The 24,890-nt window shown below is 67.8% G+C and carries 24 protein-coding genes and 1 tRNA gene; 11 read left to right on the top strand and 14 right to left on the bottom strand.

All coding sequences use genetic code 11. The annotated features are described in order from the left end of the window. Window positions 1–5 precede the first annotated feature (5 nt). Window positions 6–1,184, top strand: coding sequence for a low temperature requirement protein A (locus O4N75_RS13490; protein ID WP_269626037.1), 1,179 nt, complete (start codon window positions 6–8; stop codon window positions 1,182–1,184). Here O4N75_RS13490 and O4N75_RS13485 read toward each other — a convergent pair. The 8 genes from O4N75_RS13485 to O4N75_RS13450 form a co-directional block, all read right to left on the bottom strand. Further along, on the bottom strand, window positions 1,181–1,978 hold the full coding sequence (locus tag O4N75_RS13485) for an enoyl-CoA hydratase/isomerase (protein WP_269626036.1): 798 nt from the start codon (window positions 1,976–1,978) through the stop codon (window positions 1,181–1,183). The two genes, O4N75_RS13490 and O4N75_RS13485, sit on opposite strands and share 4 nt — an antisense overlap. 80 nt (window positions 1,979–2,058) lie before the next feature. Beyond that, the gene (locus tag O4N75_RS13480; protein ID WP_269626035.1) at window positions 2,059–3,114 is read right to left on the bottom strand and encodes a GGDEF domain-containing protein; all 1,056 of its coding nucleotides are present in this window, start codon (window positions 3,112–3,114) and stop codon (window positions 2,059–2,061) included. A 115-nt stretch (window positions 3,115–3,229) separates the two neighbouring features. After that, complete coding sequence (locus O4N75_RS13475) at window positions 3,230–4,765, bottom strand: DEAD/DEAH box helicase (protein WP_269626034.1); 1,536 nt, start codon at window positions 4,763–4,765, stop codon at window positions 3,230–3,232. A 226-nt stretch (window positions 4,766–4,991) separates the two neighbouring features. Beyond that, on the bottom strand, window positions 4,992–6,119 hold the full coding sequence (locus O4N75_RS13470; protein ID WP_269626033.1) for an acyltransferase: 1,128 nt from the start codon (window positions 6,117–6,119) through the stop codon (window positions 4,992–4,994). Window positions 6,120–6,189: 70 nt separating this feature from the next. Then, a complete protein-coding gene (gene parE / locus O4N75_RS13465) occupies window positions 6,190–8,247 on the bottom strand; it encodes a DNA topoisomerase IV subunit B (RefSeq protein ID WP_269626032.1) in 2,058 nt (685 codons plus the stop codon). Window positions 8,248–8,384: 137 nt separating this feature from the next. Continuing rightward, window positions 8,385–10,700, bottom strand: coding sequence for a penicillin acylase family protein (locus O4N75_RS13460; protein ID WP_269626031.1), 2,316 nt, complete (start codon window positions 10,698–10,700; stop codon window positions 8,385–8,387). A gap of 156 nt (window positions 10,701–10,856) precedes the next feature. Continuing rightward, complete coding sequence (gene glnA, locus O4N75_RS13455; protein WP_269626030.1) at window positions 10,857–12,269, bottom strand: type I glutamate--ammonia ligase; 1,413 nt, start codon at window positions 12,267–12,269, stop codon at window positions 10,857–10,859. Between the two features lie 39 nt (window positions 12,270–12,308). Continuing rightward, on the bottom strand, window positions 12,309–12,647 hold the full coding sequence (locus tag O4N75_RS13450; RefSeq protein ID WP_267233004.1) for a P-II family nitrogen regulator: 339 nt from the start codon (window positions 12,645–12,647) through the stop codon (window positions 12,309–12,311). A 243-nt stretch (window positions 12,648–12,890) separates the two neighbouring features. Between O4N75_RS13450 and O4N75_RS13445 the strand changes: the two genes are divergently transcribed. The 4 genes from O4N75_RS13445 (at window position 12,891) to O4N75_RS13430 (ending at window position 17,343) form a co-directional block, all read left to right on the top strand. Then, a complete protein-coding gene (locus O4N75_RS13445; protein ID WP_269626029.1) occupies window positions 12,891–14,426 on the top strand; it encodes an acetyl-CoA acetyltransferase in 1,536 nt (511 codons plus the stop codon). Window positions 14,427–14,430: 4 nt separating this feature from the next. After that, entirely contained in the window at window positions 14,431–15,000 is a 570-nt protein-coding gene (locus O4N75_RS13440) for a histidine phosphatase family protein (protein ID WP_269626028.1), read from the top strand. 19 nt (window positions 15,001–15,019) lie between these two features. Next, window positions 15,020–16,471 (top strand): NAD(P)H-hydrate dehydratase, encoded by a 1,452-nt coding sequence (locus tag O4N75_RS13435; RefSeq protein WP_269626027.1) that lies wholly within the window; start codon window positions 15,020–15,022, stop codon window positions 16,469–16,471. A gap of 251 nt (window positions 16,472–16,722) precedes the next feature. Continuing rightward, entirely contained in the window at window positions 16,723–17,343 is a 621-nt protein-coding gene (locus O4N75_RS13430; RefSeq protein ID WP_269626026.1) for a LysE family translocator, read from the top strand. Between the two features lie 7 nt (window positions 17,344–17,350). Here O4N75_RS13430 and O4N75_RS13425 read toward each other — a convergent pair whose 3' ends face one another. Both O4N75_RS13425 and O4N75_RS13420 read right to left on the bottom strand, forming a co-directional pair. Next, a complete protein-coding gene (locus O4N75_RS13425; RefSeq protein WP_269626025.1) occupies window positions 17,351–17,503 on the bottom strand; it encodes a hypothetical protein in 153 nt (50 codons plus the stop codon). Window positions 17,504–17,556: 53 nt separating this feature from the next. Beyond that, on the bottom strand, window positions 17,557–17,736 hold the full coding sequence (locus O4N75_RS13420) for a hypothetical protein (RefSeq protein WP_269626024.1): 180 nt from the start codon (window positions 17,734–17,736) through the stop codon (window positions 17,557–17,559). 204 nt (window positions 17,737–17,940) lie between these two features. On the opposite strand from O4N75_RS13420, the gene O4N75_RS13415 reads away from it, so the two are divergent. The 5 genes from O4N75_RS13415 (at window position 17,941) to O4N75_RS13395 (ending at window position 21,560) form a co-directional block, all read left to right on the top strand. After that, window positions 17,941–18,025 (top strand) — tRNA-Leu (locus tag O4N75_RS13415). 127 nt (window positions 18,026–18,152) lie between these two features. Next, a complete protein-coding gene (locus O4N75_RS13410) occupies window positions 18,153–18,728 on the top strand; it encodes an MFS transporter (protein ID WP_269626023.1) in 576 nt (191 codons plus the stop codon). Window positions 18,729–18,893: 165 nt separating this feature from the next. Continuing rightward, window positions 18,894–20,252 carry a trigger factor gene (gene tig / locus O4N75_RS13405; protein WP_269626022.1) on the top strand — a complete coding sequence of 453 codons (1,359 nt, stop codon included), beginning with the start codon at window positions 18,894–18,896 and terminating at the stop codon, window positions 20,250–20,252. A 161-nt stretch (window positions 20,253–20,413) separates the two neighbouring features. Further along, window positions 20,414–21,028 (top strand): ATP-dependent Clp protease proteolytic subunit, encoded by a 615-nt coding sequence (locus O4N75_RS13400; RefSeq protein WP_183770180.1) that lies wholly within the window; start codon window positions 20,414–20,416, stop codon window positions 21,026–21,028. A 46-nt stretch (window positions 21,029–21,074) separates the two neighbouring features. Then, a complete protein-coding gene (locus O4N75_RS13395; protein WP_269626021.1) occupies window positions 21,075–21,560 on the top strand; it encodes a hypothetical protein in 486 nt (161 codons plus the stop codon). Here O4N75_RS13395 and O4N75_RS13390 read toward each other — a convergent pair. Genes O4N75_RS13390 through O4N75_RS13375 form a run of 4 tightly spaced genes read right to left on the bottom strand, consistent with a single transcriptional unit; the run spans window position 21,550 to window position 23,221 of the window. Beyond that, window positions 21,550–21,810, bottom strand: a complete 261-nt coding sequence (locus O4N75_RS13390; protein WP_269626020.1) for a hypothetical protein — start codon at window positions 21,808–21,810, stop codon at window positions 21,550–21,552. The two genes, O4N75_RS13395 and O4N75_RS13390, sit on opposite strands and share 11 nt — an antisense overlap. 4 nt (window positions 21,811–21,814) lie before the next feature. Then, window positions 21,815–22,207: a nucleoside triphosphate pyrophosphohydrolase gene (locus tag O4N75_RS13385; protein WP_269626019.1), complete on the bottom strand. Its 393-nt coding sequence runs from the start codon at window positions 22,205–22,207 to the stop codon at window positions 21,815–21,817. Further along, a complete protein-coding gene (locus O4N75_RS13380; RefSeq protein ID WP_269626018.1) occupies window positions 22,204–22,521 on the bottom strand; it encodes a helix-turn-helix domain-containing protein in 318 nt (105 codons plus the stop codon). The genes O4N75_RS13385 and O4N75_RS13380 overlap by 4 nt, the downstream gene beginning before the upstream one ends. A gap of 34 nt (window positions 22,522–22,555) precedes the next feature. After that, complete coding sequence (locus tag O4N75_RS13375; RefSeq protein WP_269626017.1) at window positions 22,556–23,221, bottom strand: HAD-IB family hydrolase; 666 nt, start codon at window positions 23,219–23,221, stop codon at window positions 22,556–22,558. 340 nt (window positions 23,222–23,561) lie between these two features. On the opposite strand from O4N75_RS13375, the gene clpX reads away from it, so the two are divergent. Then, window positions 23,562–24,824, top strand: a complete 1,263-nt coding sequence (gene clpX, locus O4N75_RS13370; protein WP_269626016.1) for an ATP-dependent Clp protease ATP-binding subunit ClpX — start codon at window positions 23,562–23,564, stop codon at window positions 24,822–24,824. The last annotated feature ends 66 nt before the right edge of the window (window positions 24,825–24,890 follow it).

Genomic DNA, 24,890 nt, shown 5'->3' with positions numbered 1-24,890 from the left:
ACGAGGTGGGCGATGATCGGCGCGAGGCGCGACTTCAGCGGGTGCGGGACGGGCACGGCCACCACCGCGTCACCTATATCGAGCTGTTCTTCGACCTGGTGTTCGTCTTCGCGATCACGCAGCTGTCGCATGGGCTGCTGCACCACCTGACGCCGCTGGGGGCGTTCCAGGCCGCCCTGCTGTTCCTGGCGGTCTGGTGGGTGTGGATCTACACCTGCTGGATCACCAACTGGCTCGACCCGGAGCGGCCGGCGGTGCGCCTGCTGCTGCTGGCGCTGATGCTGGCCGGCCTGGTGATGTCGATGTCGCTGCCCGAGGCCTTCGAGGACAAGGGCCTGACCTTCGCGATCGCCTTCGTGCTGATGCAGGTGGGCCGCTCGCTGTTCGTGGCCTGGGCGCTAAGGCGGCACAACGCCAGGAACTATCGGAATTTCCTGCGCATCACCGCCTGGCTGGCGGTTTCCGGCGCCTGCTGGATCGCCGGCGGCCTGTCGGAGGGGCCGCAGCGGATGGCCCTGTGGGGCCTGGCGGTGGCCATCGAGTTCGCTTCGCCCTCGCTGGGCTTCTGGACGCCGGGGCTCGGCCGCTCCACGACCGCCGACTGGGACGTCGAGGGCGGGCATATGGCCGAGCGTTGCGCCCTGTTCGTGATCATCGCCCTGGGCGAGACCCTGCTGATGACCGGCGCGACCGTCGCCGAGCTGCCGAGGGAGGCGGGGGTGCTGACCGCGTTCGGGGCCGCGTTCGCCGCCAGCGTGGCGATGTGGTGGATCTATTTCGACGCGGCGGCCGAGCGGGCGAGCAGAACCTTCGCCAGCTCCGACGATCCGGGGAAGATCGCCCGTCTGGCCTACACCTATTTTCACCTGCCGCTGGTGGCGGGAATCGTCGTCAGCGCGGTCGGGGACGAGCTGGCGCTGGTGCATCCGAACGGTCACGTCGACCTGAAGACGGGCGCGGTGCTGCTGGCCGGCCCGGCGCTCTACCTCGCCGGCGACCTGCTGTTCCGGCGCGTGACCACGCAGCGCATTCCGCGCGCCCACGTGGTCGCCCTGGCGGCGCTGGCGGCCCTGGTTCCGGCGGCGGGCGCTCTGTCGCCGGCCTTGCTGAGCGTTACGACGTCCTCGGTGCTGGTCGCGGTCGCGGCGGCGGAGACGTTCTGGCGCCGTGAGGCTGCGGCCTAGCGTCCCTTAAATTCGGCCGGGCGCTTCTGGAGGAAGGCGAGGATGCCCTCGCGGCTGTCCTCGGTGCGGCCGGCCGTCTTTTGGGCCACGCGTTCGGCATGGAGCTGGGCGGCCCATTCCTCGTCGAGGCTTTCCCAGACCAGCTTGCGGATCGCGCCCAGCGCCTTGGGGCCGGTGGCCAGCGCCTTGGCGAGCTCCATGGCCGTGGCCATCAGCTGGTCGTCGGCGACGCAGCGGTTGACCAGGCCCCAATCGAGCGCGGTCTTGGCCGGGACCTTGTCGCCGAGCAGAGCCATCTCCATCGCCCGCGCCTTGCCGATCAGCCGCGGCAGCAGGTAGGTCGAGCCGCCGTCCGGCACCAGGCCGATGCGACGGAAGGCCTGCAGGAAGTAGGCGCTTTCGGCGGCGACGATGATGTCGCCCATCAGCGCCAGCGAACAGCCGACGCCGGCGGCCACGCCGTTGACGGCGGTCACAATGGGAACCGGATACTCGCGCAGCGAGGTGACGAAGGGGTTGTAGACAGCCTCCAGCGAGGCGCCGGCGTCGGGACCCTCAGGATCGGGCGTCTCGGCCGCGGGGCCGCGTCCCGAGAGGTTGGCGCCCGAGCAGAAGCCGCGGCCCTCGCCGGTCAGCACCACGCAGCGGACAGTGGGGTCCGCCTTCATGGCCGCGAACGCCTGCTGCAGCTCGTCCATGAGGTCGAGGCCGGCCGCGTTCAGCGTGCTGGGATCCGCAAGCGTGATGACGCCGATCCCGTCCGCGACCGAAGTCTTGATCTTCGAATAGGCCATGGCGTCCTCCCTCAAGGTCCTCGTAGAACTTAAAGAGGAATGTCGCGGCGTCAGCCTAGGGGAAAAACACCCGCCGCGGTTCAGGCCGCGGCGGCCACGGCCTCGGCGCTGGTCACGCGGTTGCGGCCGGAACGCTTGGAGACATAGAGGGCGCTGTCGGCGCGTTCCATGAGCCCGTGGGCGCTCTCGCCGGGCCGCAGTTCGGCCAGGCCGATGGATATGGTGATCGCGCCGAGGTCGTCGTTGGTCGAGCGCCGCTTCAGCATCCGCGAGGAGACCTCTTCGCGAATTTCCTCGAGGACGACAGTGGCCAGATCGGCCCGCTCGCGCGGGAAGATCAGCGCGAACTCCTCGCCGCCGTAGCGGGCGGCGAAGCGGGGCGGGGCGCCGACGCGGCCGATAACGCTGGCGACGTAGCGGATGACCTGGTCGCCGGTCTGGTGGCCCCAGGTGTCGTTGAACGACTTGAAGTGGTCGATGTCGATGACCGCCAGGGTCAGGCTCTGGGCCTGGTCCCCAGCGTCAGCGCAGGCGCGCTCGAGTTCCTCGTCGAAGGCCTTGCGATTGGCGAGATTGGTCAGGCCGTCAGTGGTCGCTTCACGGCGCACCTGCTCCAGATGCTCGCGCAGCTTGGAGACCTGGTCGGTGGATTCGCTGAGGCGGCGCTCGAGGGACTTGTTCTCGCGCTGTACGCGCTTGGTGGCGGCCACCAGCGTCTCGACAGTCGCCTGGAGGTCGGCCGCGTTGCCGGCGGTGGTCAGGGAGCGGGAGGCGCCGGCCAGGGTCTCGCCATAGGCCTCGCTGGATTTCTGGGCGGTCTCGATGGCGCGGCTGACGGCGTCGAGTTCCTTGGTGAGGGCGTCGCCGGCGTCGCGGATCTGGTCGTTGAGGCGGGCCTTCGGGAGGTAGGTGGCCGCCAGTTCGTCGGCGACGGTGTCGGTGAACGCCTCGCCGGTGGAGAGCATCCGGGCGATTTCCCGGCCCAGGGCGCTGTCGGGCGCGGCGATGAAGTGGGTCCAGAGCTCGAAGTTCACCGCGGTCGGCCAGACCTTGTGCGCCTCCATGGCGTCCATGGTCTGCCTGGCCAAGGCGTATGCGCCCGGGCCCCGCAGCTTGGTTTCGATGTCGCCCGACATACTGTCTTCCCCGAAATCCTCGAAGAGGCCGCGAGTTTTTCGCGGCAGCTTCCATGTCCCGAGGTTAAGCCTACCGGAGAGAGCCGAACGACCCGTTAAAATGCAGGTTTTTCAGCTATTCCGTCGTCGTCGCGCGGGGCGGGGCGCGCAGCAGGAAGGCGGGGATATCGTTCCCGAAGCCGACGACGGCGTCCTCGCGCGGTTCGCGGCGGGAACGGTCGCGACGGGCCGGCTCGGCCGCGACCGGCGCGGGCGGAGCGGCCTTGGGGGCGGCCTTCGGCTCGGCCTTGGCCGGCGCCTCGGCGCGGGCGCGGCTGCGGCGCTTGGGGGCTTCGCTCTCGGTCTCGTCCGCGGCTGGCGCAGCGACGAGCGGCTCCATGGCCGCGACCTCACCGTGCGGCGCGATCGGACGGGCGCGGTCGCGGGATCCGCGCTCGCCACGGCCGCCGCGCTCGCGCGGGCCGCCGCGGTCGCGGCTGCTGGCGCGGCGCTCGTCCTTGATCGAGGCGAAGTCGACGCCTTCGAGCACGACCTCTTGCGGGGTCTTGCCGATCAGCTTCAGCACCTTGTCGATGTTCTTCGCGTCGGCGGGGGTGACGATCATGTACGCTTCGCCGGTGCGGCCGGCGCGGCCGGTCCGACCGATGCGATGGACATAGTCGTCGGCGTGGTGCGGGACGTCGTAGTTGAAGACGTGGCCGACGGCCGGGATGTCGAGGCCGCGGGCGGCGACGTCGGACGCGCAGAGCAGCTTCAGCTCGCCCTTGCGGAAGGATTCCAGGGTGCGCATGCGCGTCGCCTGGTCCAGGTCCCCGTGAATGGCGCCGGCGTCGAAGCCGTGTTTCTTCAGAGACTTGGCGACGATGTCGACTTCGGACTTGCGGTTGCAGAAGACGATGCCGGTATCGACCTTGGCCCGCTCGATCAGCATGCGCAGCGCGGTGCGCTTGGCCTTCGGATCGGAGGTCGGCAGCTTGATCATGTGCTGGGTGATCGTCTCGGCCGTCGTCGCCGGGCGGGCCACCTCGATCCGCTGCGGATCGTTCAGGAACTGCTTGGTCAGCCGGGTGATTTCCGGCGGCATGGTCGCCGAGAAGAACAGCGTCTGCTTCTTGGCCGGGGTCAGCTTGAAGATGCGCTCGATGTCCGGGATGAAGCCCATGTCGAGCATGCGGTCGGCTTCGTCGACGACCATGATCTGAACGCCGGTCAGCAGCAGCTTGCCGCGTTCGAAGTGGTCGAGCAGGCGGCCGGGCGTGGCGATCAGCACGTCGACGCCGCGATCAAGCTTCAGCTCCTGATCGCCGAACGAGACGCCGCCGATGAGGAGGGCCCACGAAAGCGTGCGCTTCTGACCCTTGGCGTACTTCTCGAACGAGGCGGCGACCTGGTCGGCCAGCTCACGCGTCGGGGCGATGACCAGCGAACGCGGCATCCGCGCCTTGGACCGGCCGGCGGCCAGTCGATCGATCATCGGTAGGGTGAAGGCGGCGGTCTTGCCGGTGCCGGTCTGGGCGATGCCGAGGACGTCGCGACCCTGAAGGGCCACAGGAATAGCCTGGGCCTGGATCGGGGTGGCGGTCGTATAGCCTGTGTCGGCAACAGCCTGGAGCGTCGCGGGCGACAGGCCCAGTTCGGAAAATTCGGTCATTCATCAGCAATGGGGGCGGAGGGCTCGCCCGAAGACGAGCTAGCGAACCGCGGCGGCGCAGACGGCGATCGTCGCGCGACGCGGAAGATACGGAGACATAGCGTCAAGTCAAACGCGTTCTGCCCCTTGCAGTTCAAGGGCGGGCGCGAGGTTCGTCGATGTAGTGGCCGAAGGCGCGCCCGGGCGCAATCTCTGAATCTGCTTGGCGGGCGGCCTGTCGGCGAGGTCAGGCGGCGATCGTCTGGCTCGTCCGGAGGGACGCAAGCCGCCCGACGAGGCGGCGGCCGAGGGCGATGCCGGGCGCCTCCACGTACCTGAACAGCGCCCAGGCGATCGGAATGACGACGGCGCAGGTGGCCAGGACCGCCAGCGGGAAAGTCACCCCTGAACCGCCCGGCAGCTCACGGATGCGGGCGTAGACCCCGATCCGGTCTAGCAGGAAGATGACGTGCGGGTGGCCCAGATAGACCCCGAAGCTGATTTTGCCGAGGAACTGGGTGACGCGGTTGGACAGGACGGCTGGCGGGGCCAGCGCCATCCCCAGGCTCAGCACGCCGAACGGGGCGCCCCAGGCCAGCATGTAGAGGATATTGGTCACGGCGCCGGCGCCGGGGTTTGCGAAGATCGGGGCGCTCGCCCAGGCCGCGACGATCAGCCCAAGACCGGCGAAGCTCGCCGGCGCGCCCCAGCGGGCGGGGGTCTTGAGCAGCAGTTGATAGGCGACGAGCCCGAAGCCGAAATAGGGCAGGTTGAACGTCAGGCCGTGGGTGATGAAGGACGGATTCAGCTTGAGCTTGTTGACGGCGATCCCATAGGCGACGGCCAGCGCGCTGAACGCCGCGGTGAGCAGGATGGCGCGCGGCAGGGTCGAGGCCAGCGCAAGCACCAGCGGAAAGATGGCGTAGAACAGCATTTCGACGCCGACCGACCAGGAGGCCGGGGCGATGCCGTCCACCATGGTCGGGCTGAGGTTGAACAGGAAGCCGATGCAGAGCAGCAGGCTGCGCCAGGAAGGCTGCTCGCCGCCGAGATAGGCGATGATCCCCAGCTGGGTCAGGATGGCCAGGTAGTAGAGCGGCGCGATGCGGAACAGGCGGCGCAGATAGAACTCGTTGATCTGCGGACCGGTCGAGAGCTTTCCCGCATAGCCGTAGGCCAGGCTGAAGGCGCTGACGACGAAGAACAGCGGGACGCCGTAGCCGAAGAACCACTTCATGAACTCCAGGCTCTGCGGCACCGCCGCCTGGGTCAGGTGGATCACGTGGAAGATCACGATCGCGAACGCGGCGTAGCCTCGCAGGGCTTCGACGCCCGGCAGATGCGGGCGATGGGCGTGCGGGTTCGTGACAGGCAAGGAAGCCCCCTAGGGTGTGCGGAACATCCTAGGGCTGGATTCGTCTTGTTTGGGTAGCGTCGAGGCCTGCCTACACGTCGAGGTCGTCTGCGGCGAACTCGGCGTTTTCCTGGATGAAGCGGAAGCGCAACTCGGGCTTGCGGCCCATCAGCGCCTCGACCAGATCCTCGACGGTCTCCTCGGCGCGGGGCAGGGTGACGCGCGCCATGGTCCGGGTGGCCGGATCCATGGTGGTTTCCTTCAGCTGGCCGGGCATCATCTCGCCGAGGCCCTTGAAGCGGCCGATCTCAGGCTTCTTGCCCTTGTATTCAGTGGCCAGCAGTTCCTCGCGGTGCGCGTCGTCGCGGGCGTAGATGGTCTTGCCCCCGTGGCTCATGCGGTAGAGCGGGGGCAGGGCGAGGTAGAGCCGGCCGGCGCGGATCAGCTCCGGCATGGTCCGATAGAAGAAGGTGATCAGCAGCGATGCGATGTGGGCGCCGTCGACGTCGGCGTCCGTCATGATCACCACGCGCTCGTAGCGCAGGTCCTCTTCCTTGAACTTCTTTCCCGGCTGGACGCCGAGGGCGAGCAGCAGGTCGGAAAGTTCCTTGTTGGCGACCAACTTGTCGACCGAGGCCGACGCGACGTTCAGGATCTTGCCGCGCAGGGGCAGGATCGCCTGGGTCTTGCGGTTGCGGGCCTGCTTGGCCGAGCCGCCGGCGGAGTCGCCTTCGACCAGGAAGATCTCGGTGCCGTCGGTGGCCTGGCCCGAACAGTCGGCCAGCTTGCCCGGCAGGCGCAGCTTGCGGGTCGCCGAGGCGCGCTGGACGTCGCGGTCGCGGCGGCGCTTTAGGCGCTCCTCGGCCCGGTCGATGACGAACTGCAGCAGCAGGCTGGCGGACTTCGGCTGGGCTGTCAGCCAGTGGTCGAACGGGTCGCGCAGGGCGTTCTCGACCAGGCGCTGGGCGTCCGACGAAGAGAGCTTTTCCTTGGTCTGGCCCTGGAATTCGGGGTTGGCGATGAACACGCTGACCAGGGAGCCGGCTTGGGCGACGACGTCTTCGGCGGTGATCAGGCCGCCGCGCTTTTCGCCGGTCAGTTCGGCGTACTGCTTCAGGCCGCGGGTCAGGGCGGCGCGGAAACCAGCCTCGTGCGTGCCGCCTTCGGGGGTCGGCACGGTGTTGCAGTAGGACTGCATGAAGCTGTCGGCCTCGCCGAAGCCGGCCGGCGTCCAGGTGACGGCCCACTCGACCTTGCCGGTTTCGCCCGGGCGTTCGTAGCGGCCCGCGAAGGGCTCGGGGGTGACGGTCTCGATGTCCTTGACCCGCTCGGCCAGGAAGTCGGCCAGGCCGTTGGGGAAGCGGAACACCGCCTCGGCCGGGGTCTGGTCGTGGATGCGCGAGGGATCGCAGCTCCAGCGGATCTCGACGCCGCCGAACAGGTAGGCCTTGGACCGGGCCATCCGATAGAGACGCGCAGGCTTGAAGGCGCAGCCCTCGCCGAAGATCTGCTCGTCGGGCAGGAAGGCGATGGCCGTGCCCTTCTTGCGGGTCGCGCCGAGCTTTTCGATCGAGGCCAGCGGCTTGCCGCGGCTGAACGACTGGCGCCACTCGAAGCCGTCCTTCCAGGCGGTGACGTCAACGCGCTCGGACAGCGCGTTGACGACCGAGACGCCGACCCCGTGCAGACCGCCGGAGGTCTCGTAGGCCTTGCCCGAGAATTTACCGCCCGAGTGCAGGACGGTCATGATGACTTCCAGCGCCGACTTGCCTGGATGCTTGGGGTGCGGGTCGACGGGGATGCCGCGCCCATCGTCCTTGACGCTCAGCACGCCGTCGGCGTCCAGCTTGACCTCGATGACCTTGGCGTGGCCGGCGACGGCCTCGTCCATGGCGTTGTCGAGCACTTCGGCGAACAGGTGGTGCAGCGCCCGCTCGTCGGTGCCGCCAATGTACATGCCGGGGCGCTTGCGCACCGGCTCCAGCCCCTCGAGGACCTCGATGTCCTTGGCCGAGTAGCCGCTGGCCGGCTTCTCGGTCAGCACCGCCGGATCGGGGCGCGGCTCATGGCTCTGCGCCAGCGGCGCGGCCGGCGCGGGATTGAGCGCGTCGTCGAAGAGGGAAGCTTGGGGAGTAGAGGCCTGGGACATGCGACCTGAAAATGGAACGATTCGAGACCGCCCCATATGAATCGCGCAGACATCTAAATCAATGCGACCCCGCGGCCGGCGGCGAGCGCAGGCTTTCCGAAGCGGGCCAGGCGCGGCGGCCTGGCCCGTCGCCGGAGCTATTTGCCCTTGAGCACCAGCGGGGCGCTGGGTTCGTCGGCGGCGATGTCGGCGGGATGGAAGGGCAGACGGTGCCAGCCCTTCTTCGAATACAGCCAGGTCTGGTCGGCGAAGTGCGGCGAGGCCTGGTCGGTGGACTGCGAATAGGACAGCACCGCGTCGGCCACCGGGCCCTTGTCGTCGAAGGTCACGACCTGGATGTAGCTGGAGCCGTGATAGGGCACGTAGCCGCCGGCCTTGGCGTTGAAGTGCGCCTGCTGGGCGTTCAGCACCCCGTCAGAGCCTTCGCCGCCGTGGACGGGGATCTTGTGTTCGCCGCGGATCGCGAAGTGATGGGCGCCGTAGGGGGCGTCCAGGGCGATGTTCTGCTTGGCCATGAGCTCCACGGCGCCGGCCAGCGCCTGGCGCAGCTCGGCGACGGTGTCCGGATCAGTCTTCAGGCCGCGTGGGGTGTGCACCGGATCGGCCGCGTCGAACGGCGTGACATAGAGGTCGGCGATCTTCTGGGCCTGGCGCCAGTACTCCATCCACAGCAAGGCGCCGACGCTGTCGTTGTCCATCCGGCGGTCCCATTTGGCGAGGATCGCGCAGGCTTGGGAGAGGTCGACGCTCTTGCCGTCGGCGAGGGCGACCGCGCCGCCAGTCCCGCAGGCCTTGAGCGTGTCGTCGAGGAAGAGTTCGGCGGCGTGGTTCTTGTTCCAGAACAGCATGGTCTTCACCGCCGCCTGGTCGAAGCCCTTGCCGGTGAGGCCGTCGGTTCCGGCCAGCCGGGCGTCGATCTCGACGATGCCAGAGCGGGTGCGCAGGTTCTGCGGGATGTCGGTGAGGCCGACGATCGGCGAGACCGCCGCCATCGGGGCCTTAGCGTTGGTCAGCCAGTAGCTGTCGTTGCTGTTGGCGACGTAGTCCTGGCGGATCATCGAGGGCATGGTCGCCCCCGCCATCAGTCCGGGCGCGCCCCAGTCGCAGGCGGCGCGCGAGCCGTCCAGCACGTAGACGCGCGAGGCGGCGGCCAGCTTGGCGGCGGCGGGGCTGGGCGCGCAGGTCTTCAGCTTGTCGGCCGAGACGTCGGGCGTGGCGGTGATGTCGGCGTAGAGCGCATCGCCATGGCGGTCGGCGGCGATGGTGTTGACCCAGGGGATGCCCAGCGACTTGGTGATGGTGTCGCGGATTTCACCCACCGAACGGGAGCGGGCGATGTCCAGCCAGGTGCCGGCCGAGGCGCTGTTGCCCTTGTTGGCGTCGCGCAGCGCGTAGGCGGTCTTGCTCGTCCAGGCGAGGCCCGCCTGCGGCATGACCACCACCGGGCCGTAGAGCGTGGTGAAGTAGGTGCGGGTCTGGGGCCCGGCCGGGGTGTCGACCGTCACCGCATTGCGGTCCATCGCGTGGCGCTTGCCGTCGACGAGGTAGGCGGTCGGGTCGGTCGGATCGAGCGCCAGCTCGAACAGGGTGAAGTGGCGGTCGGTGGAGACGGTGTGGGTCCAGGCCACGTCCTTGTTGAAGCCGATCGACAGGCCCGGGGCGCCGGCGATGGTCACGCCCATGGCGTCGAACTTGCCCGGGATCGTCAGGTGGACCTCGTAGAAGCGGTTGGTGGTCTCCCACGGGAAGTGCGGGTTGCCGAGCAGCAGGCCGGACTTGTTGGTGGTCACGTCGCGGCCGAACGCCCAGCCGTTGGAGCCGAGGCCGATCTGCTCGGCCATGTTCGGCAGGCCGACATTGGCGGCGGCCTTGGCCGGGGCGGCCGCGGCGGGCGGCGCGGCCGCGTTGGTCTGGCGCAGCCAAGCCCCGCCGCTGGCCTGGATCATGCGCTCCTCGTTCAGGCGCACCATGTCGTCGACGGTGATCGGCCGCACCCAGGCGCCGTCGCGGCAATCGGCCGGGCGCTTGTCCGTCGGCGTGTCGGCCAGGTAGCGGTTGAAGCCGGCGACATAGCCGTAGACCAGGTCGCGATAGTCAGCCGGTCCCTTGTCGAGCTTGGCGCGCAGGGCCGGAACGTCGATGTTCGAGCGGAAGAAGAAGTCGCTCTCGAGGTTCTTGATGTCGGTGAAGGCGACGACGTTGGTCGCGTCCGCGCCGAAGTGCTTGGTCCGCTCGCCGTTCACGGTGGCGACCTTGTCGGCCAGCAGGCAGAGGTTGTCCTGGGCGAAGGCGTAGGCTTGGCCATAGCCGAGCCCGCCGAAGGTCTTGGCCGTCACATGGGGGATGCCGTACTTGGTGCGGACGATCTGGGCTTCGTAGGTCGCCGCGCCGGCGCTCGACGCGATTCCGGCAGCCAGCACCCATGCGGCGGTGCTCACAAGCAGCTTATTCATGGCGTTTCCCCGAACTGATCCCTGCTTCGACTCGCAGGGTAAGCGGGGATGACGACGCAACCGAACGTAGTTCGTCAACGTGAAGCTTGGTGGCGCAACGAAAAGGGGCCGCGGATTGCTCCGCGGCCCCTACAAAGTCGCCTCAGGCGGCTTCGATCAGCACGAGTAGTACATGTCGAATTCGACCGGGTGCGGGTGCAGCTGGAGGCGCATCACTTCCTGCATCTTCAGTTCGATGTAGGAGTCGATGAAGTCGTCGTCCATGACGCCGCCGGCCTTCAGGAAGGCGCGGTCCTTGTCCAGGTTTTCCAGGGCTTCACGCAGCGAGCCGCAGACTTCCGGAACCTTCTTCTGCTCGCGCGGCGGCAGGTCGTAGAGGTTCTTGTCCTGGGCCGCGCCCGGGTCGATCTGGTTGATGATGCCGTCCAGGCCGGCCATCAGCAGGGCGACGAAGGTCAGGTAGGGGTTGCCCATCGGGTCCGGGAAGCGGGCTTCGATGCGCTTGGCCTTCGGCGAGTCGACGTGCGGGATGCGGATCGAGGCCGAGCGGTTGCGGGCCGAGTAGGCCAGCTTCACCGGGGCTTCGTAGCCGGGGACCAGACGCTTGTAGGAGTTGGTGGTCGAGTTCGAGAAGGCGTTGATCGCCTTGGCGTGCTTGATGATGCCGCCGATGTACCACAGGCACATCTGCGACAGGCCGGCGTACTTGTCGCCCGCGAACAGCGGCTTGCCGTCGGCCCAGATCGACTGGTGGACGTGCATGCCCGAGCCGTTGTCGGCGAACATCGGCTTGGCCATGAAGGTCGCCGACTTGCCGTAGGCCGCGGCCACGTTGTGGATGACGTACTTATAGAGCTGCATCCGGTCGGCCATGACGATCATGGTGTCGAACTTCAGGCCGAGTTCGTGCTGGGCCGGCGCCACTTCGTGGTGGTGCTTTTCCGGCTTCATGCCGAGCTCGCCCATCACCGCCAGCATTTCGCCGCGCAGGTCCTGGCAGCTGTCGACCGGGTTGACCGGGAAATAGCCGCCCTTCGGGCCCGGGCGATGGCCCATGTTGCCTTCCGGATACTCACGGCCGGTGTTGGCCGGTAGTTCGCTCGAGTCGTACGAATAGCCGGTGTTGTGCGGCTGGGTGTTCCAGCGCACGTCGTCGAAGATGAAGAACTCGGCTTCCGGGCCGAAGAACACGGTGTCGCCGATGCCCGAGGACTTCACGTAGTTCAGCGCGGCCTTGGCGATCGAGCGCGGGTCGCGGTTGTAGGGGGTGCCGGTGTCCGGGTTCACGATGTCGCACATCAGCGCCAGGGTGGTCTGCTGATAGAACGGGTCGATGATCGCGGTTTCGAGGTCCGGACGCAGCTTCATGTCCGACTCGTTGATGGCCTTCCAGCCGGCGATCGACGAGCCGTCGAACATGGTGCCGTCGGTCAGGAACTCTTCGTCCACCAGGTCGATGTCGAAGGTCACGTGCTGCATCTTGCCGCGAATGTCGGTGAAGCGGACGTCGACGTATTTGACGTCCTTTTCCTTGATCTGATCCAGAATGTCCTTGGCGGTGACGGCCATGGTCTTATCCCCTTGAAGAAGTCCGATAGCTAAAAGTCGTTAGACGGCTGCGGCGCCGGTTTCGCCGGTGCGGATGCGCAGAACGTCGGTGATTTCCGAGACGAAGATCTTGCCGTCGCCGATACGGCCGGTGCGGGCGGCGCCCACGATGGCTTCCAGCGCGGCTTCGAGCTGGTCGTCGGAGACGACGACTTCGATTTTGATCTTCGGCAGGAAGTCCACGACGTACTCGGCGCCGCGGTAGAGTTCGGTATGGCCCTTCTGGCGGCCGTAGCCCTTGGCCTCAATGACGGTCATGCCCTGGACGCCCAGCTCCTGCAGGGCCTCCTTCACCTCGTCCAACTTGAACGGCTTGATGATGGCTTCGATCTTTTTCATTCCGAGCTCACTGGCCTCACTTGATGCGCGGCGCCGCCGAAGCGGTTGGCGGCTACGAGCACGCTCCGGAGCGGAGTCACAAGAGGGATGGGCTTGCGGTTCCGTCGCGGGAGCATGCGTAGATGTGAATGATGCCTTTTTAGGCGCCCGGCGCCCAAATCACGATCATCGCCGGAAACATACTGTTCGCGTCTGTTCGGCGGCCCCCGTGGCGGCCGATCAATCGCCGAGGGGAGGGAAATGATGGACGAGCGGACCCCAGTTCTCATCGGAGCGGGCCAATTCACCTATCGGGGCGATCCGGCGTCTTCGCCTTCCCCGACGGCATTGCTGAAGATTGCGGCGGAACGGGCCGCGCAGGACGCCGGCCTCGATCCGGAAAAGCTCTCGAAGATCGATACCTTGGCGGTGGTCGGCTTCACGATCGACGCGCCTGGGGGCGGGCGGCTGGTGCCGCACTCGACCAATCCGCCGGCGACCTTGGCCAAGCGCATCGGCGCGCAGCCGCGGCACGCCGTCTATTCCCACATGGGCGGCAACAGCCCCCAACAGCTGATCAACATCGTCAGCGAGCGCATCGCCAAGGGCGAGACCGACCTGGCCCTGGTGGTCGGGTGCGAGTTTCTCGGCTCGGCCACCAAGCGGTTGACCAAGGGCCTGGGCTTCGCCGACTGGGACGACGCCGAGGAGCTGCCGGCGCCGGAACGGATCGGCGATCCGCGGCCGGGCGTCACGGCGTATGAGGCCAAGCACGGCTTGGGCCGGCCCATCAACTGCTACCCGCTGTTCGAGAACGCGCTGCGGGCGCGAGACGGACGCTCGATCCACGACCACCAGAAGCGGCTGGGCGAGCTGTTCGCACCGTTCACCAAGGTCGCGGCGCAGAACCCGGAAGCCTGGTTCCCGGTCGAACGTTCGGCCCAGGAGCTGGTCGAGGTGACCGACCGCAACCGCATGGTCGGCTTCCCCTACACCAAGTACCTGAACGCCATCATGGAGGTCGACCAGTCGGCCGGGGTGCTGGTCGCCAGCCTGAAGACCGCCCGTGAGCTCGGCGTGGCCGAGGACAAACTCGTCTATCTGCTCGGCTGCGCCGACGCCTCGGACCTCTGGTATCCGCTCGACCGCCAGAACTTCCATTCGAGCCCGGCCATGCGGCTGACCGGCAAGCGGGCGCTGGAGATGGCCGGCGTGGGCCTGGCCGACATCGGCCACATCGACCTCTATTCCTGCTTCCCGGTGGCGGTGGAGGTCGGCGCCGAGGAACTGGGCCTGGCGCTGGACGATCCTCGCGGCCTGACGGTCACCGGCGGGCTCCCGTATATGGGCGGACCCGGCAACAACTACGCCATGCACTCGATCGCAGTGATGATGCAACGGCTGCGTGACGACCCCGGATCCTACGGCCTAGTGACCGCCAACGGCTGGTTCCTGACCAAGCAGTCGACGGGCGTCTATTCGACCACCCCGCCCAAGGGCCCGTTCGAGCGGCAAGATCCGAAGATCATCCAGGCTCAGATCGACGCCCTGCCGCACCCGACTGTCACTGAAGAGCCAAATGGCGCAGCCACAATCGAGACCTATACGGTGGTGCACGGGCGCGAGGGCTACATGATGGGGATTGTCGTCGGTCGCGACGCCGAGGGCCGCCGCTTCGTAGCCAACACGCCCACGGACGAGGCGACGCTGGCCGGACTTGAGGCTAAGGAAGCGGTCGGCCGCACCGGAACCGTCAGCCGTTCCGAGGACGGAAGCCGCAACATCTTCGTACCGGATTGATCTGATGTCCCGACTGTACCTGATCCGCCACGGCAAACCGGCCGCCGTCTGGGGCGAGGCCGATGAGGACCCCGGTCTGGACGCGGCGGGTCAGGCGCAGGCCGAGGCCGCCCGCGACTATCTGATGAGCTTGCCGGAGGCTGATCGTCCCCGGCGCGTGTTCAGTTCGCCGCTGCGCCGTTGCCGCGAGACGGCGGCGCCGACCGCTGCGGCGCTGGGCGTGGAGGTCGAGATCGATCCGTTGGTCGGCGAGATCCCGACCCCGAAGGCGCTCGGCGCCGAGGAGCGGCCGGCTTGGCTGCGCGACGTTTTCCAGGGGCGCTGGAAGGACGTCGAGGGCGACCTCGACTACGAGGCCTGGCGCGGCGACGTCGTGAAAGCCTTGCAGGTCAAGGGCGGGGCGGCGGTGTTCTCGCACTATGTGGCGATCAATGCGGCGATCTCGCATCTGGATGGCGACGAACGCGTTCTCGTCTTCCGCCCGGATCACGCCTCAATCTCGACCCTTGAAACCGACGGCGAGTGCTTGACCTTGGTGGAGCGGGGGCGCGAAGCCTCTACGCAGGTCCTGTAGGGGCAGACGAGGAGCGGCCGTGGCTGCGCGCAAGATTCTCACGGTCGCGGAAATCGCCGCGGCCGACCGTACGGCCATCGCGGCGGGCACGCCCGGATCCGAATTGATGGAGCGCGCCGGCGCGGCCGTCGCCGACGCCATCGCCGAGCGCTTCTCGCAGCGTTCGGTCTGCGTGCTTTGCGGGCCGGGCAACAATGGCGGCGACGGCTATGTGGCCGCGAGGCTGCTCAAGGCCCGCGGCTGGCCGGTCGAGGTGCGGGCGCTGGCTGAGCCGCAGAGCGCCGACGCCAAGGCGGCGGCCGCCCTCTGGGACGGCGGCCTGAGCGCCTGGGACGCGCCGCTGGAGGCGCGTCTCTACATCGACGCCATGTTCGGGGCGGGGCTGGCGCGGCCGCTCAACGGCGAGGCGGCGGTCATGGCCGGGCGACTGGCCGCACATCCTGAGAACGTGGTGGCGGTGGACGTCCCGTCCGGCCTGCCGGGCGATACGGGCGATCCGCGCGGCCCGGTGGTGGTCGCCGGCCTGACGGTGACCTTCCACGCCAAGAAGCCCGCCCACGTGCTGCAGCCGGGGCATGAGCTCTGTGGCGAGGTGGTGGTGGCCGACATCGGCCTGGCCGAGACGGCCAGCGACCTGATCGAGAACGGCCCGGAAGCCTGGCTGGCCCGCTTTCCCTGGCCCAAGCCCAATTCCCACAAGCACGCGCGCGGCCGCCTGGTGGTGGTGTCGGGCGAGGCCTGGAGCACCGGAGCGGCGCGCTTGTCGGCGCGGGCGGGGCTGCGGATGGGGGCGGGCGTCGTCACCCTGTTGTCGCCGAGCGAGGCGCTGTCGGTGAACGCCGCCCACCTGGAGGCGGTGATGCTCAAGGGCTTCGACACCGAAGCCGAGCTCGAGCAGGCTGCCGCGGACGTCGACGCCGCCATTATCGGCCCGGCAGCGGGCGTCACCGAGAATACCTTGGTCAACGTCCTGGCCTTGGCGCGGACCGGCGCGGCGCTCGTCATCGACGCCGACGCCATCACCGCCTTCCGCGACGATCCCGAGGAGCTGTTCTCGGTGCTCGACGTGGACGACGTGCTCACCCCCCATCCGGGCGAGTTCGAGCGGCTTTTCCCCGGCTTGTTGAAGGAGGCGCCGGACCGCATCGCCGCGGCGCGCCGCGCGGCGCAGCAGGCCGACGCCATCGTGCTGCTGAAGGGCGCCGACACCGTCATCGCCGCCCCGGACGGACGCGCCTGCGTCAACGCCAACGGCTCGCCGTGGCTGGCGACCGCAGGCTCGGGCGACGTGCTCGCAGGCTTCATCGGCTCGCTGATCGCTCAGGGCATGGAGAGCTTCGAGGCGGCGTGCGCGGGCGCCTGGATCCACGCCGAGGCGGCCGAGCTGCATGGGCCCGGGCTGATCGCCGAGGACCTGCCGGGTCTGGCACCGAGCGTCCTGCGCCGGCTCTACGAAGGACGCCTGGGCTAGACGGTGGCCAGGCCGCGCGGGGCGTGGTAACGCCCCTCGTGATGACCTCGAACCTCCAACGCGCAGCCGCCATCGTGGCTATCGGCCGTCCGGTAATCGCCGGGCGGATGATCATGCGTGTTTGGGAGGGCAGGGGCGTCTAGGGTTCGAGTTCGGACCTGACGCACAGCAGAAAGCCCCTCCCGGCGACGGGAGGGGTTTTGCTTTGGGGCCCATGTCCGTCGCCGGATCGCCATCCGATGGAGCCTCCCATGTCCTCGCTTACCCCCGAACTTCTGGCGGCGCTGGCGCTGTTCGCCTTCGTCTCCTCGATCACCCCGGGGCCGAACAACACCATGCTGATGGCCTCAGGGGCCAATTTCGGCTTCCGCGCCTCGATCCCGCACATGATCGGCGTCTCCGGGGGATTCCTGTTGCTGGTGGTCGCCGTGGGGCTGGGACTGGGCGGGCTGTTCGCCGCCTATCCGGAATTGCATGACGTGTTGGCCGTCGCGGGCGGGCTCTACCTGCTCTGGCTCGCCTGGAAGATCGCGACCTCATCGGGGCTTGGCATGGGGGAGACGGGCGCCCGGCCGCAGACCTTCTTGCAGGCCGCCGCCTTTCAGTGGGTCAATCCGAAGGCCTGGGCGATGGCGCTGGGCGCGGTGACCGCCTATGCGCCGCGTGACGGCTACGTGGCGAACATCCTGGTGGTGTCGGTGATCTTCACGGCGATCAACCTGCCGTGCGTCGCCAGTTGGACCGGTTTCGGCGTCGGTCTGCGGCGCTTTCTCGACCGACCGGCCGTCCTGCGGGCCTTCAACGTTGGGATGGCGCTGTTGCTGGCCCTATCGTTGCTGCCGGTGGCGCTGGAGCTGTGGGGCGCGCGCTAGCGCGCCGTCAGCCCGCGCCAGACAATACGCCGATGAAGGTCGCAATCGAGAACCCGGCGAACAGACCCGAAACGGCCAGCAGGAGTACAAGCAGCACGGCGTGCTCGGTGCTCCGGCCGGTCGTCTCGTAGGTTCTGCGGCGCTCTTTGATGGTTTCCATGATCTGGCTCCGGTTCGCCGATTGAACGCAATCGCAGCGGCCGGCGTTCCGAGTCACCGCGGCGAGACGGCCTCGGGCTGACCATCGATCGCGGGGGCCTGGCCGCGGTTCGTCAATTCCAGCGCCATGCCCAGGGCCAAGAAGCCGCATAAGGCGATGATCGTCAGGGTGCGGCGCCCAACCTGGCCGCGGCGCGCATTCGCGCGCGCCTGAAGACGCTCAAGACCGGACATGGGAGGAGACTCCGCCTGGACCTCCGCCGACGATGCGCCGGCGGCCACGTATCGCGCCCCCGAACCTCGATAGCCTCGTCGGCTCGCGCCCGCTACAACAGGTCGGCGCAGCGCGTGCGTCCAATGCGCGCGGCTGCCGTTTCGTCGGGGCGCTGCGAGCGGGACTTGCCTTCGCAGGGGGCAACGCCCTATGCAGCGGACGTTGCGGGTGTGGCGGAACTGGTAGACGCACTGGATTTAGGTTCCAGCGCCGCAAGGCGTGGAGGTTCGAGTCCTCTCGCCCGCACCATTGGCTCCTGGTCTCAGGAGCCCGGCGTCCGGGGCGCGCCCGGACGATCGGCCAGTTCTTCCGGATAGGCTGACATTGAGACGCCGGCCGTCGCCGCCTACCTCGGGGCGCTGATCCGGAGTACCTCATGCTTGACGCCCATCCCGCCGACGGGGCCGCCGCGGCCGTCCACGATATCGCCCCGCCCGAGCGGCCCGCCTGGAGCGGGGTCGCCGCGCTATCGCTCAGCGTATTCGGGCTGGTGACGGCCGAGTTCCTGCCGCCTAGCGTGCTGACGCCGCTGGCGAGCGATCTCGGCGTCAGCCTGGGCGCAGCGGGGCAGGCCGTCACCGCCACCGCCGTCGTCGGCGCGTTCGCCGCCTTGCTCGTGCCGGTCGTCACCAGCCGCTGGGACCGGCGATTGGTCCTGCTGGGCCTGCTCCTGCTGCTTGGAGTGTCCAACCTGATGACAGCCGCGGCGGTCAACTTGCCGATGCTGCTCGCCGCGCGGGTCGTGCTCGGCGTCAGCCTGGGCGGCTTCTGGTCGATGGCGGCGACGACGACGATGCGGCTCGTGCCGAGCATCGCCGAGGTCGGCGGACGGCTGGGCTATGAGTCGGGACCGGCCTTCAGTCGCGCCTTCAAGCGGCATCTGGGCGTGTCGCCGGGCGCGTTGCGGGGCCGCGGCGGCGAGGATGCGACCCAGACCGCCAGGGCCGGCTAGGCCTTGCCGCGGCAGGCGGGACCGTCTTTGCGCTTGGACTAGGGGCTGCGAAATGACATAAGAGCGCCCGCTCGCCGCCGCTCGTTCGGCGGCGACCACCTTTTCACCCCTAGGGCGGACCTGCCGGCGCGAGCCCGCGCCGCACTCCGGAATTCGAGAATGTCGATGCAGATCGTTGAAAAGTCTGGCGAAGGCCTGAGCCGCGTCTATGGCGTGACCGTCCCGGTCGCGGACCTGAACGAGCGGCTCGAGGCGCGGATCGTCGAGATCACGCCCCAGCTCAACATCAAGGGCTTCCGCCCCGGCAAGGTGCCTGCCGCCCACGTCCGCCGCGTGCACGGCAAGGCCCTGATGGCCGAAGTGGTCGAGCAGACGATCTCGGAAACCACGCAGAAGGTGCTGGAAGAGAACAAGCTGCGTCCGGCCAGCGAGCCCGACCTGAAGCCGGAAGGCGACATCGCCCAGGTGATCGACGGCAAGGCCGACCTCTCCTACGAAATCTCGCTGGAGATCATGCCGGACTTCGAGCCGACCGATCTTTCCAAGATCGCCCTGACCCGTCCGGTCTACGAGCCCACCGAGGCCGAGGTCGACGAGGCGCTGGACGAGCTGGCCAAGCAAAGCCGCACCTATGAGCCGCGCACCGGCAAGTCGCTGAAGGCCAAGGACGGTGACCAACTGCTGATCGATTTCGTCGGCCGCATCGATGGTGAAGCCTTCCAGGGCGGCACCGCCGAGGATTCGGAGCTGGTGCTGGGCTCGGGTCAATTCATCCCCGGCTTCGAAGACCAGCTGGTCGGCGCCAAGCCGGGCGATGAAGTCATCGTGAAGGTGGCGTTCCCGGCCGACTACCAAGCCGCCAACCTGGCCGGCAAGGACGCCGAGTTCACCACCACGGTGAAGGAAGTCCGCGCCCCGGTCGACGCCAAGGCGGACGACGCCCTGGCCGAGCGTCTGGGCGTCGAGAGCCTGGAGAAGCTCAAGGAACTGCTGAAGTCGAACCTGGAGTCGCAGTACGCCGGCGCCTCGCGCTTCAAGCTGAAGCGCGCCCTGCTGGACGTGCTCGATGAGAAGCACGACTTCCCGCTGCCGCCGAAGATGGTCGAAGCCGAGTTCAACGCCATCTGGCAACAGGTCCAGGCCGACAAGGAACGTGGCGGCCTGCCGCCGGAAGACGCCGAAAAGTCGGACGACCAGCTGCAGACCGAGTACCGCAAGATCGCCGAGCGCCGCGTGCGCCTGGGCCTGGTGCTGGCCGAAATCGGCCGCATCAACAACGTCCAGGTCACCGACCAGGAGCTGCTGGACGCCATGCGCCAGGAAGCCATGCGCTATGGCCAGCAGGCCCAGCAGATCTTCGACATGTTCCGCCAGAACGCCGGCATGCAGGCCCAACTGCGCGCCCCGATCTTCGAGGACAAGGTCGTCGACCTGATCGTCGAGAAGGCGACCGTGACCGACGAGAAGGTCTCCAAGGACGACCTTCTGAAGGAAGACGACATGCCGGAAGGCTACAGCGCCTAAGCGCTGATCGCCCCTGACGGCGGACGCAGAAATCCCTCCCGGAAACGGGAGGGATTTTCTTTAGGACTATCGGTCACCTTGCGCTGGCCCCTCCGCCACGCGATATCGGAGGGGAACGCGGCTCTGCGCGCAGAGTCGATCAATGAGAGAGGCTTCCCTTTATGCGTGACCCGCAGATCACCGCGCTGAACCTGGTGCCCATGGTGGTGGAGCAGACCAGCCGCGGCGAACGCGCCTTCGACATCTTCTCGCGCCTGCTGAAGGAGCGCGTGATCTTTTTGAACGGCCCGGTGGAAGACGGCATGTCGGCGCTGATCTGCGCCCAGCTGCTCTATCTTGAGGCCGAGAACCCCAAGAAAGAGATCCAGATGTACATCAACTCCCCCGGCGGGGTGGTGACGTCCGGTCTCGCGATCTACGACACCATGCAATACATCCGCTCGCCGGTCGTGACCCTGTGCATGGGCATGGCCGCGTCGATGGGCTCGTTCCTGCTGATGGCTGGCGAAAAGGGCAACCGCATCGCGCTGCCCAACAGCCGCATCATGGTGCACCAGCCGTCGGGCGGTTACTCGGGCAAGGCCTCGGACATCGAACGCCACGCCGAGGACATCATCAAGACCAAGCGCCGCCTGAACGAGATCTACGCCAAGCACACCGGCCGCTCGTACGAAGAGGTCGAGGAAAAGCTCGACCGCGACACCTTCATGACCCCGGAAGAGGCCAAGGAGTGGGGTCTGGTCGACCATGTGATCGAGCGCCGCGCCGAAGACTAAGGGCGTCGCCGTGCCCGGTCATGTGCTCGTCGTGGGCGGGACCGGCATGCTGTCAGCACTTGTGGAGGCGCTCGCCGGTGACGGCGGGCGCCTTTCGCTTTTGTCGCGTCATGCTTCGCAGCATCCGGACGGCTTCGATTGCGACTACCATGACGAGGCGGGGTTTCGGGCGGCCCTGGAGGCCGCCGTGCTGCGCCACGGCCCGATCGATCTGGCGGTGGCCTGGTTCCACACGCTCAAGATCGCCGCCCCGCGGGTGCTGGCGCAGCAGGTGAGGGGGCGGATGTTCCAGGTCCTGGGCAGCGCCACGGCCGACCCGGCCCATCCGCATCGACTGGCGTCCGCGGCGGCCGTCGCCGACGGCCTTGTCGATTGCCGTCTGCGGCAGGTGGTGTTGGGCTTTCAGGTGGTCGGCGACGGATCGCGCTGGCTGACCAACGACGAGATCTCGGCCGGCGTTCTGGAGGCTGTGCGCAGCGACCGGCCGCTGAGCGTCATCGGCCAGGTGGAGCCCTGGTCGGCTAGGCCCTGAGGCGGGAGGCCGCCGCGGCCAGCAGCCGCTCGCGCCCGGCTGCGGCGGTGACGTCGAACCGCTCGAAGTCCGCGCCCGTCGCCTCGCGCAGGTCGGCGAACAGCCCCTGCGGATCTTCGTGGAAGTGCAGGAACGCCTGGCTCTTGCGATAGAACACGCCGCGCTTCTTCTCGACCATGCCGCCGAAGCCTCGAAGCTGGGCCAGCAGGGGCTCCAGTTGGTCGAGCGCGTATGGGCCGGCATGCTTCACGGCGTCAGTCCTCGCGAGGGTACTGGGTCGGACGGGCCAGATAGTACGCCGCCGCGGGCAGGCCGTCCGCCGCCTCCACCGCGGCATTGTAGACCCGCGCGTCGAAGCCGCCGCGCTCGGCCCGCTTGGCCTGACGGGCCGCCTCGACGTCCTGCAGGCTGAGGCCGTGGACCTGGGCCAGGGCATGGACGACCTCCAGGACGTCGGCGAGTTCGCCGGCGATCTCGCTTGGGCTCGCCAGCCGGGCTTCATGGGCTTCCTCGACCAGCTTCTCGCCAAGGGCGACGACGAATTCGGCGTCGTCGAGCCGTCGGTCGAACACCGCCAGTCCTTGGCCGCGCATGATTTCGGGTAGCCGATCACGGATCAGCTTCTCGACGCGGAAGCGCATGGTCATGGCACGTCGTCGTCGCCGACGACCCCGCCTTCGTCCTCCCAGGCGCCGATCGCCCGGGCCTGCTTGCGGCCGAACTTCAGTCGGACGCCCGATCCAAAACCGTCGCCGTCATCGATCAGCAGCACGCCGAACGAGTCCAGCGCCAGCAGCAGCTTCTCGATCGCCGGCGTTAGGTCCAATGGCGCGTGGCCGGCGCTTTCCAGGGCTTGCAGCGCGGCCATCTCAAGGCCGGCGCGCTGGGCCAGCTTGGCCTGGCTGACACCGGTCAGGGCGCGGCCGGCGGCGATCTGGGCGCCGGAGACGACGGTCGTCATGGATCCTCCTGTGGTCGGGCGGCTAGTCGGCGTCTCAGGGCTTCTCCTGGAAGACCCGGTAGCCGCGCTCGTCGGCGATCGCGAGCATCTCACGATCTCCGCTTGTATCGCCATAGGCTGCGCGCAACCGTACATCGGGGCCGAACATTTCCTGCAGCCGCCGCACCTTTTCCGGCCCCCGGCAGTTGGGGCCGTCGAATGCGCCAGTGACCCGATCGCGGGCGTCGAACTTGAGTTCGGTGCCGATCAGGAGGTCGGCGCCCAGGCCGCGGGCGAAGGGCGCGACGATGATTTCCGGCGATGCGGTGACGATGACCAGCTTGGCGCGCCGCTGGGCCCAGCGCCGCCAGGTGCGCAGGGCGTCGGGGCGCAGCATCCGCGGGGCCATCAGTTCGGCGAAGGCGCGGGCGTCCGCCTCCAGCCGTTCGCGCGAGACGCCGGCCAGGAACTCGCGCGTGGCGGCGGCCTTGATGCGTCCGCGATTGCGGTGCGCGAGATACGAGATCGCCGCCGGCGCCAGCTTGGCCAGGCCAAGATTGTAGCGCGTCGGGCCGGCGCGCCACTTCAGGAAAGCGGTGTAACTGTCGTGGGTGGTCAAGGTGCCGTCGAAGTCGAAGGCCACAACGCCCGCGTCTTCAATCTGCTCGTCCAAGGATTCCACCTGCGAGCCGCCGATGCGGCGCAGTTGTCGTTTAGCCATAAGTCCCCCAACACGCCGCGTTCTGAGGCGTGTCAACTCAAGTCCTCGCGTCTGGCGTCGTGCCGGCCGTTGTGGGAGGGGCGGCTTCCGCGCTAGGGCGTCTCACTTGCGCCGTTTGAACACAATCCCATCTAGGGATTCGGACATGCCCGCCATCGGGCGCCCCGCCGCCAAATGTCACTGAAGCATGTCAGAGGCTTGTGATCGAGGCTCGGATCGGGGAATGTCAAGGATTAGACAACCCCGGGCACGTATCCTGCACTGATGGCGTCAGGGACGCCCCTGGGCCGAACGATGGCGAAGACTACGGTCAGCGACGTCGAGAGAGTGAGAAAAGAGCATGACCAAGGCCGCGAGCGGAGACTCCAAGAGCACGCTGTATTGCTCTTTCTGCGGCAAGAGCCAGCACGAGGTCCGCAAGTTGATCGCGGGCCCGACTGTGTTCATCTGTGATGAATGCGTCGAACTGTGCATGGACATCATCCGTGAAGAGCACAAGATTTCCTTCGTGAAGTCGAAGGACGGCGTTCCGACTCCGAAGGAGATCCGTGAAGTCCTCGACGACTACGTGATCGGCCAGGACCACGCCAAGAAGGTGCTCTCGGTCGCCGTCCACAATCACTACAAGCGCCTGAACCACGCGACGAAGAACAACGACGTCGAACTGGGCAAGGCCAACATCCTGCTCATCGGTCCGACCGGCACGGGTAAGACCCTGCTGGCCCAGACCCTGGCGCGAATCATCGACGTTCCGTTCACCGTGGCCGACGCTACGACCCTGACCGAGGCCGGCTATGTCGGCGAGGACGTCGAGAACATCATCCTGAAGCTGCTGCAGGCCGCCGACTACAACGTCGAACGCGCCCAGCGCGGCATCGTCTATATCGACGAAGTCGACAAGATCAGCCGCAAGTCGGACAACCCCTCGATCACGCGAGACGTGTCGGGCGAGGGCGTCCAGCAGGCGCTGCTCAAGATCATGGAGGGCACGGTCGCTTCGGTTCCGCCGCAGGGGGGTCGCAAGCATCCGCAGCAGGAATTCCTGCAGGTGGACACGACCAACATCCTGTTCATCTGCGGCGGCGCGTTCGCCGGCCTGGAGAAGATCATCTCCGCCCGCGGCCAGGGCACCTCGATCGGCTTCGGCGCCAAGGTGTCGGATCCGGACGACCGCCGCACCGGCGAAATCTTCCGCCAGGTGGAGCCGGACGACCTGCTGCGCTTTGGCCTGATCCCGGAGTTCATCGGCCGTCTGCCGGTGATCGCCACTCTGGACGACCTGGACGAAGCCGCGCTGGTCAAGATTCTGACCGAGCCGAAGAACGCCTTCGTCAAGCAGTACCAGCGCCTGTTCGACATGGAGAACGTCGGCCTGACGTTCACCGACGATGCGCTGCTGGCGGTCGCCCGCAAGGCCATCCAGCGCAAAACCGGCGCGCGGGGCCTGCGTTCGATCCTGGAAGGCATCCTGCTCGACACCATGTACGAGCTGCCGACCTACGACGGCGTCGAAGAAGTCGTGGTCAACGCCGAGGTGGTGGAAGGCCGCGCCCAGCCGCTGGTCATCTACGCCGAGCGCCGCGACAAGGGCGGCGCCGCCTGAGGCGGTTGAGCGACCAATGATCATGGGCCCCGCGGACCAGCGCCGCGGGGCCCTTTTCGTTTGGGA

Origin of the sequence: Phenylobacterium sp. NIBR 498073, assembly GCF_027286305.1 — a bacterium.
Lineage (GTDB): Bacteria > Pseudomonadota > Alphaproteobacteria > Caulobacterales > Caulobacteraceae > Phenylobacterium.
Note: the sequence above shows the minus strand (reverse complement) of the source record. Positions and strands in the feature narration are given on the sequence as shown.

What these genes read in the sequence shown, in the direction of transcription:
- O4N75_RS13425 (WP_269626025.1), bottom strand. Translation starts at nt 17,503, where the DNA reads ATGGAAACCATCAAAGAGCGCCGCAGAACCTACGAGACGACCGGCCGG.
- O4N75_RS13475 (WP_269626034.1), bottom strand. Translation starts at nt 4,765, where the DNA reads ATGACCGAATTTTCCGAACTGGGCCTGTCGCCCGCGACGCTCCAGGCT.
- O4N75_RS13375 (WP_269626017.1), bottom strand. Translation starts at nt 23,221, where the DNA reads ATGGCTAAACGACAACTGCGCCGCATCGGCGGCTCGCAGGTGGAATCC.
- O4N75_RS13400 (WP_183770180.1), top strand. Translation starts at nt 20,414, where the DNA reads ATGCGTGACCCGCAGATCACCGCGCTGAACCTGGTGCCCATGGTGGTG.
- O4N75_RS13380 (WP_269626018.1), bottom strand. Translation starts at nt 22,521, where the DNA reads ATGACGACCGTCGTCTCCGGCGCCCAGATCGCCGCCGGCCGCGCCCTG.
- O4N75_RS13445 (WP_269626029.1), top strand. Translation starts at nt 12,891, where the DNA reads ATGGACGAGCGGACCCCAGTTCTCATCGGAGCGGGCCAATTCACCTAT.
- parE (WP_269626032.1), bottom strand. Translation starts at nt 8,247, where the DNA reads ATGTCCCAGGCCTCTACTCCCCAAGCTTCCCTCTTCGACGACGCGCTC.
- clpX (WP_269626016.1), top strand. Translation starts at nt 23,562, where the DNA reads ATGACCAAGGCCGCGAGCGGAGACTCCAAGAGCACGCTGTATTGCTCT.
- O4N75_RS13420 (WP_269626024.1), bottom strand. Translation starts at nt 17,736, where the DNA reads ATGTCCGGTCTTGAGCGTCTTCAGGCGCGCGCGAATGCGCGCCGCGGC.
- O4N75_RS13440 (WP_269626028.1), top strand. Translation starts at nt 14,431, where the DNA reads ATGTCCCGACTGTACCTGATCCGCCACGGCAAACCGGCCGCCGTCTGG.
- O4N75_RS13395 (WP_269626021.1), top strand. Translation starts at nt 21,075, where the DNA reads ATGCTGTCAGCACTTGTGGAGGCGCTCGCCGGTGACGGCGGGCGCCTT.
- O4N75_RS13485 (WP_269626036.1), bottom strand. Translation starts at nt 1,978, where the DNA reads ATGGCCTATTCGAAGATCAAGACTTCGGTCGCGGACGGGATCGGCGTC.
- O4N75_RS13385 (WP_269626019.1), bottom strand. Translation starts at nt 22,207, where the DNA reads ATGACCATGCGCTTCCGCGTCGAGAAGCTGATCCGTGATCGGCTACCC.
- tig (WP_269626022.1), top strand. Translation starts at nt 18,894, where the DNA reads ATGCAGATCGTTGAAAAGTCTGGCGAAGGCCTGAGCCGCGTCTATGGC.
- O4N75_RS13410 (WP_269626023.1), top strand. Translation starts at nt 18,153, where the DNA reads ATGCTTGACGCCCATCCCGCCGACGGGGCCGCCGCGGCCGTCCACGAT.
- O4N75_RS13460 (WP_269626031.1), bottom strand. Translation starts at nt 10,700, where the DNA reads ATGAATAAGCTGCTTGTGAGCACCGCCGCATGGGTGCTGGCTGCCGGA.
- O4N75_RS13450 (WP_267233004.1), bottom strand. Translation starts at nt 12,647, where the DNA reads ATGAAAAAGATCGAAGCCATCATCAAGCCGTTCAAGTTGGACGAGGTG.
- O4N75_RS13480 (WP_269626035.1), bottom strand. Translation starts at nt 3,114, where the DNA reads ATGTCGGGCGACATCGAAACCAAGCTGCGGGGCCCGGGCGCATACGCC.
- O4N75_RS13430 (WP_269626026.1), top strand. Translation starts at nt 16,723, where the DNA reads ATGTCCTCGCTTACCCCCGAACTTCTGGCGGCGCTGGCGCTGTTCGCC.
- glnA (WP_269626030.1), bottom strand. Translation starts at nt 12,269, where the DNA reads ATGGCCGTCACCGCCAAGGACATTCTGGATCAGATCAAGGAAAAGGAC.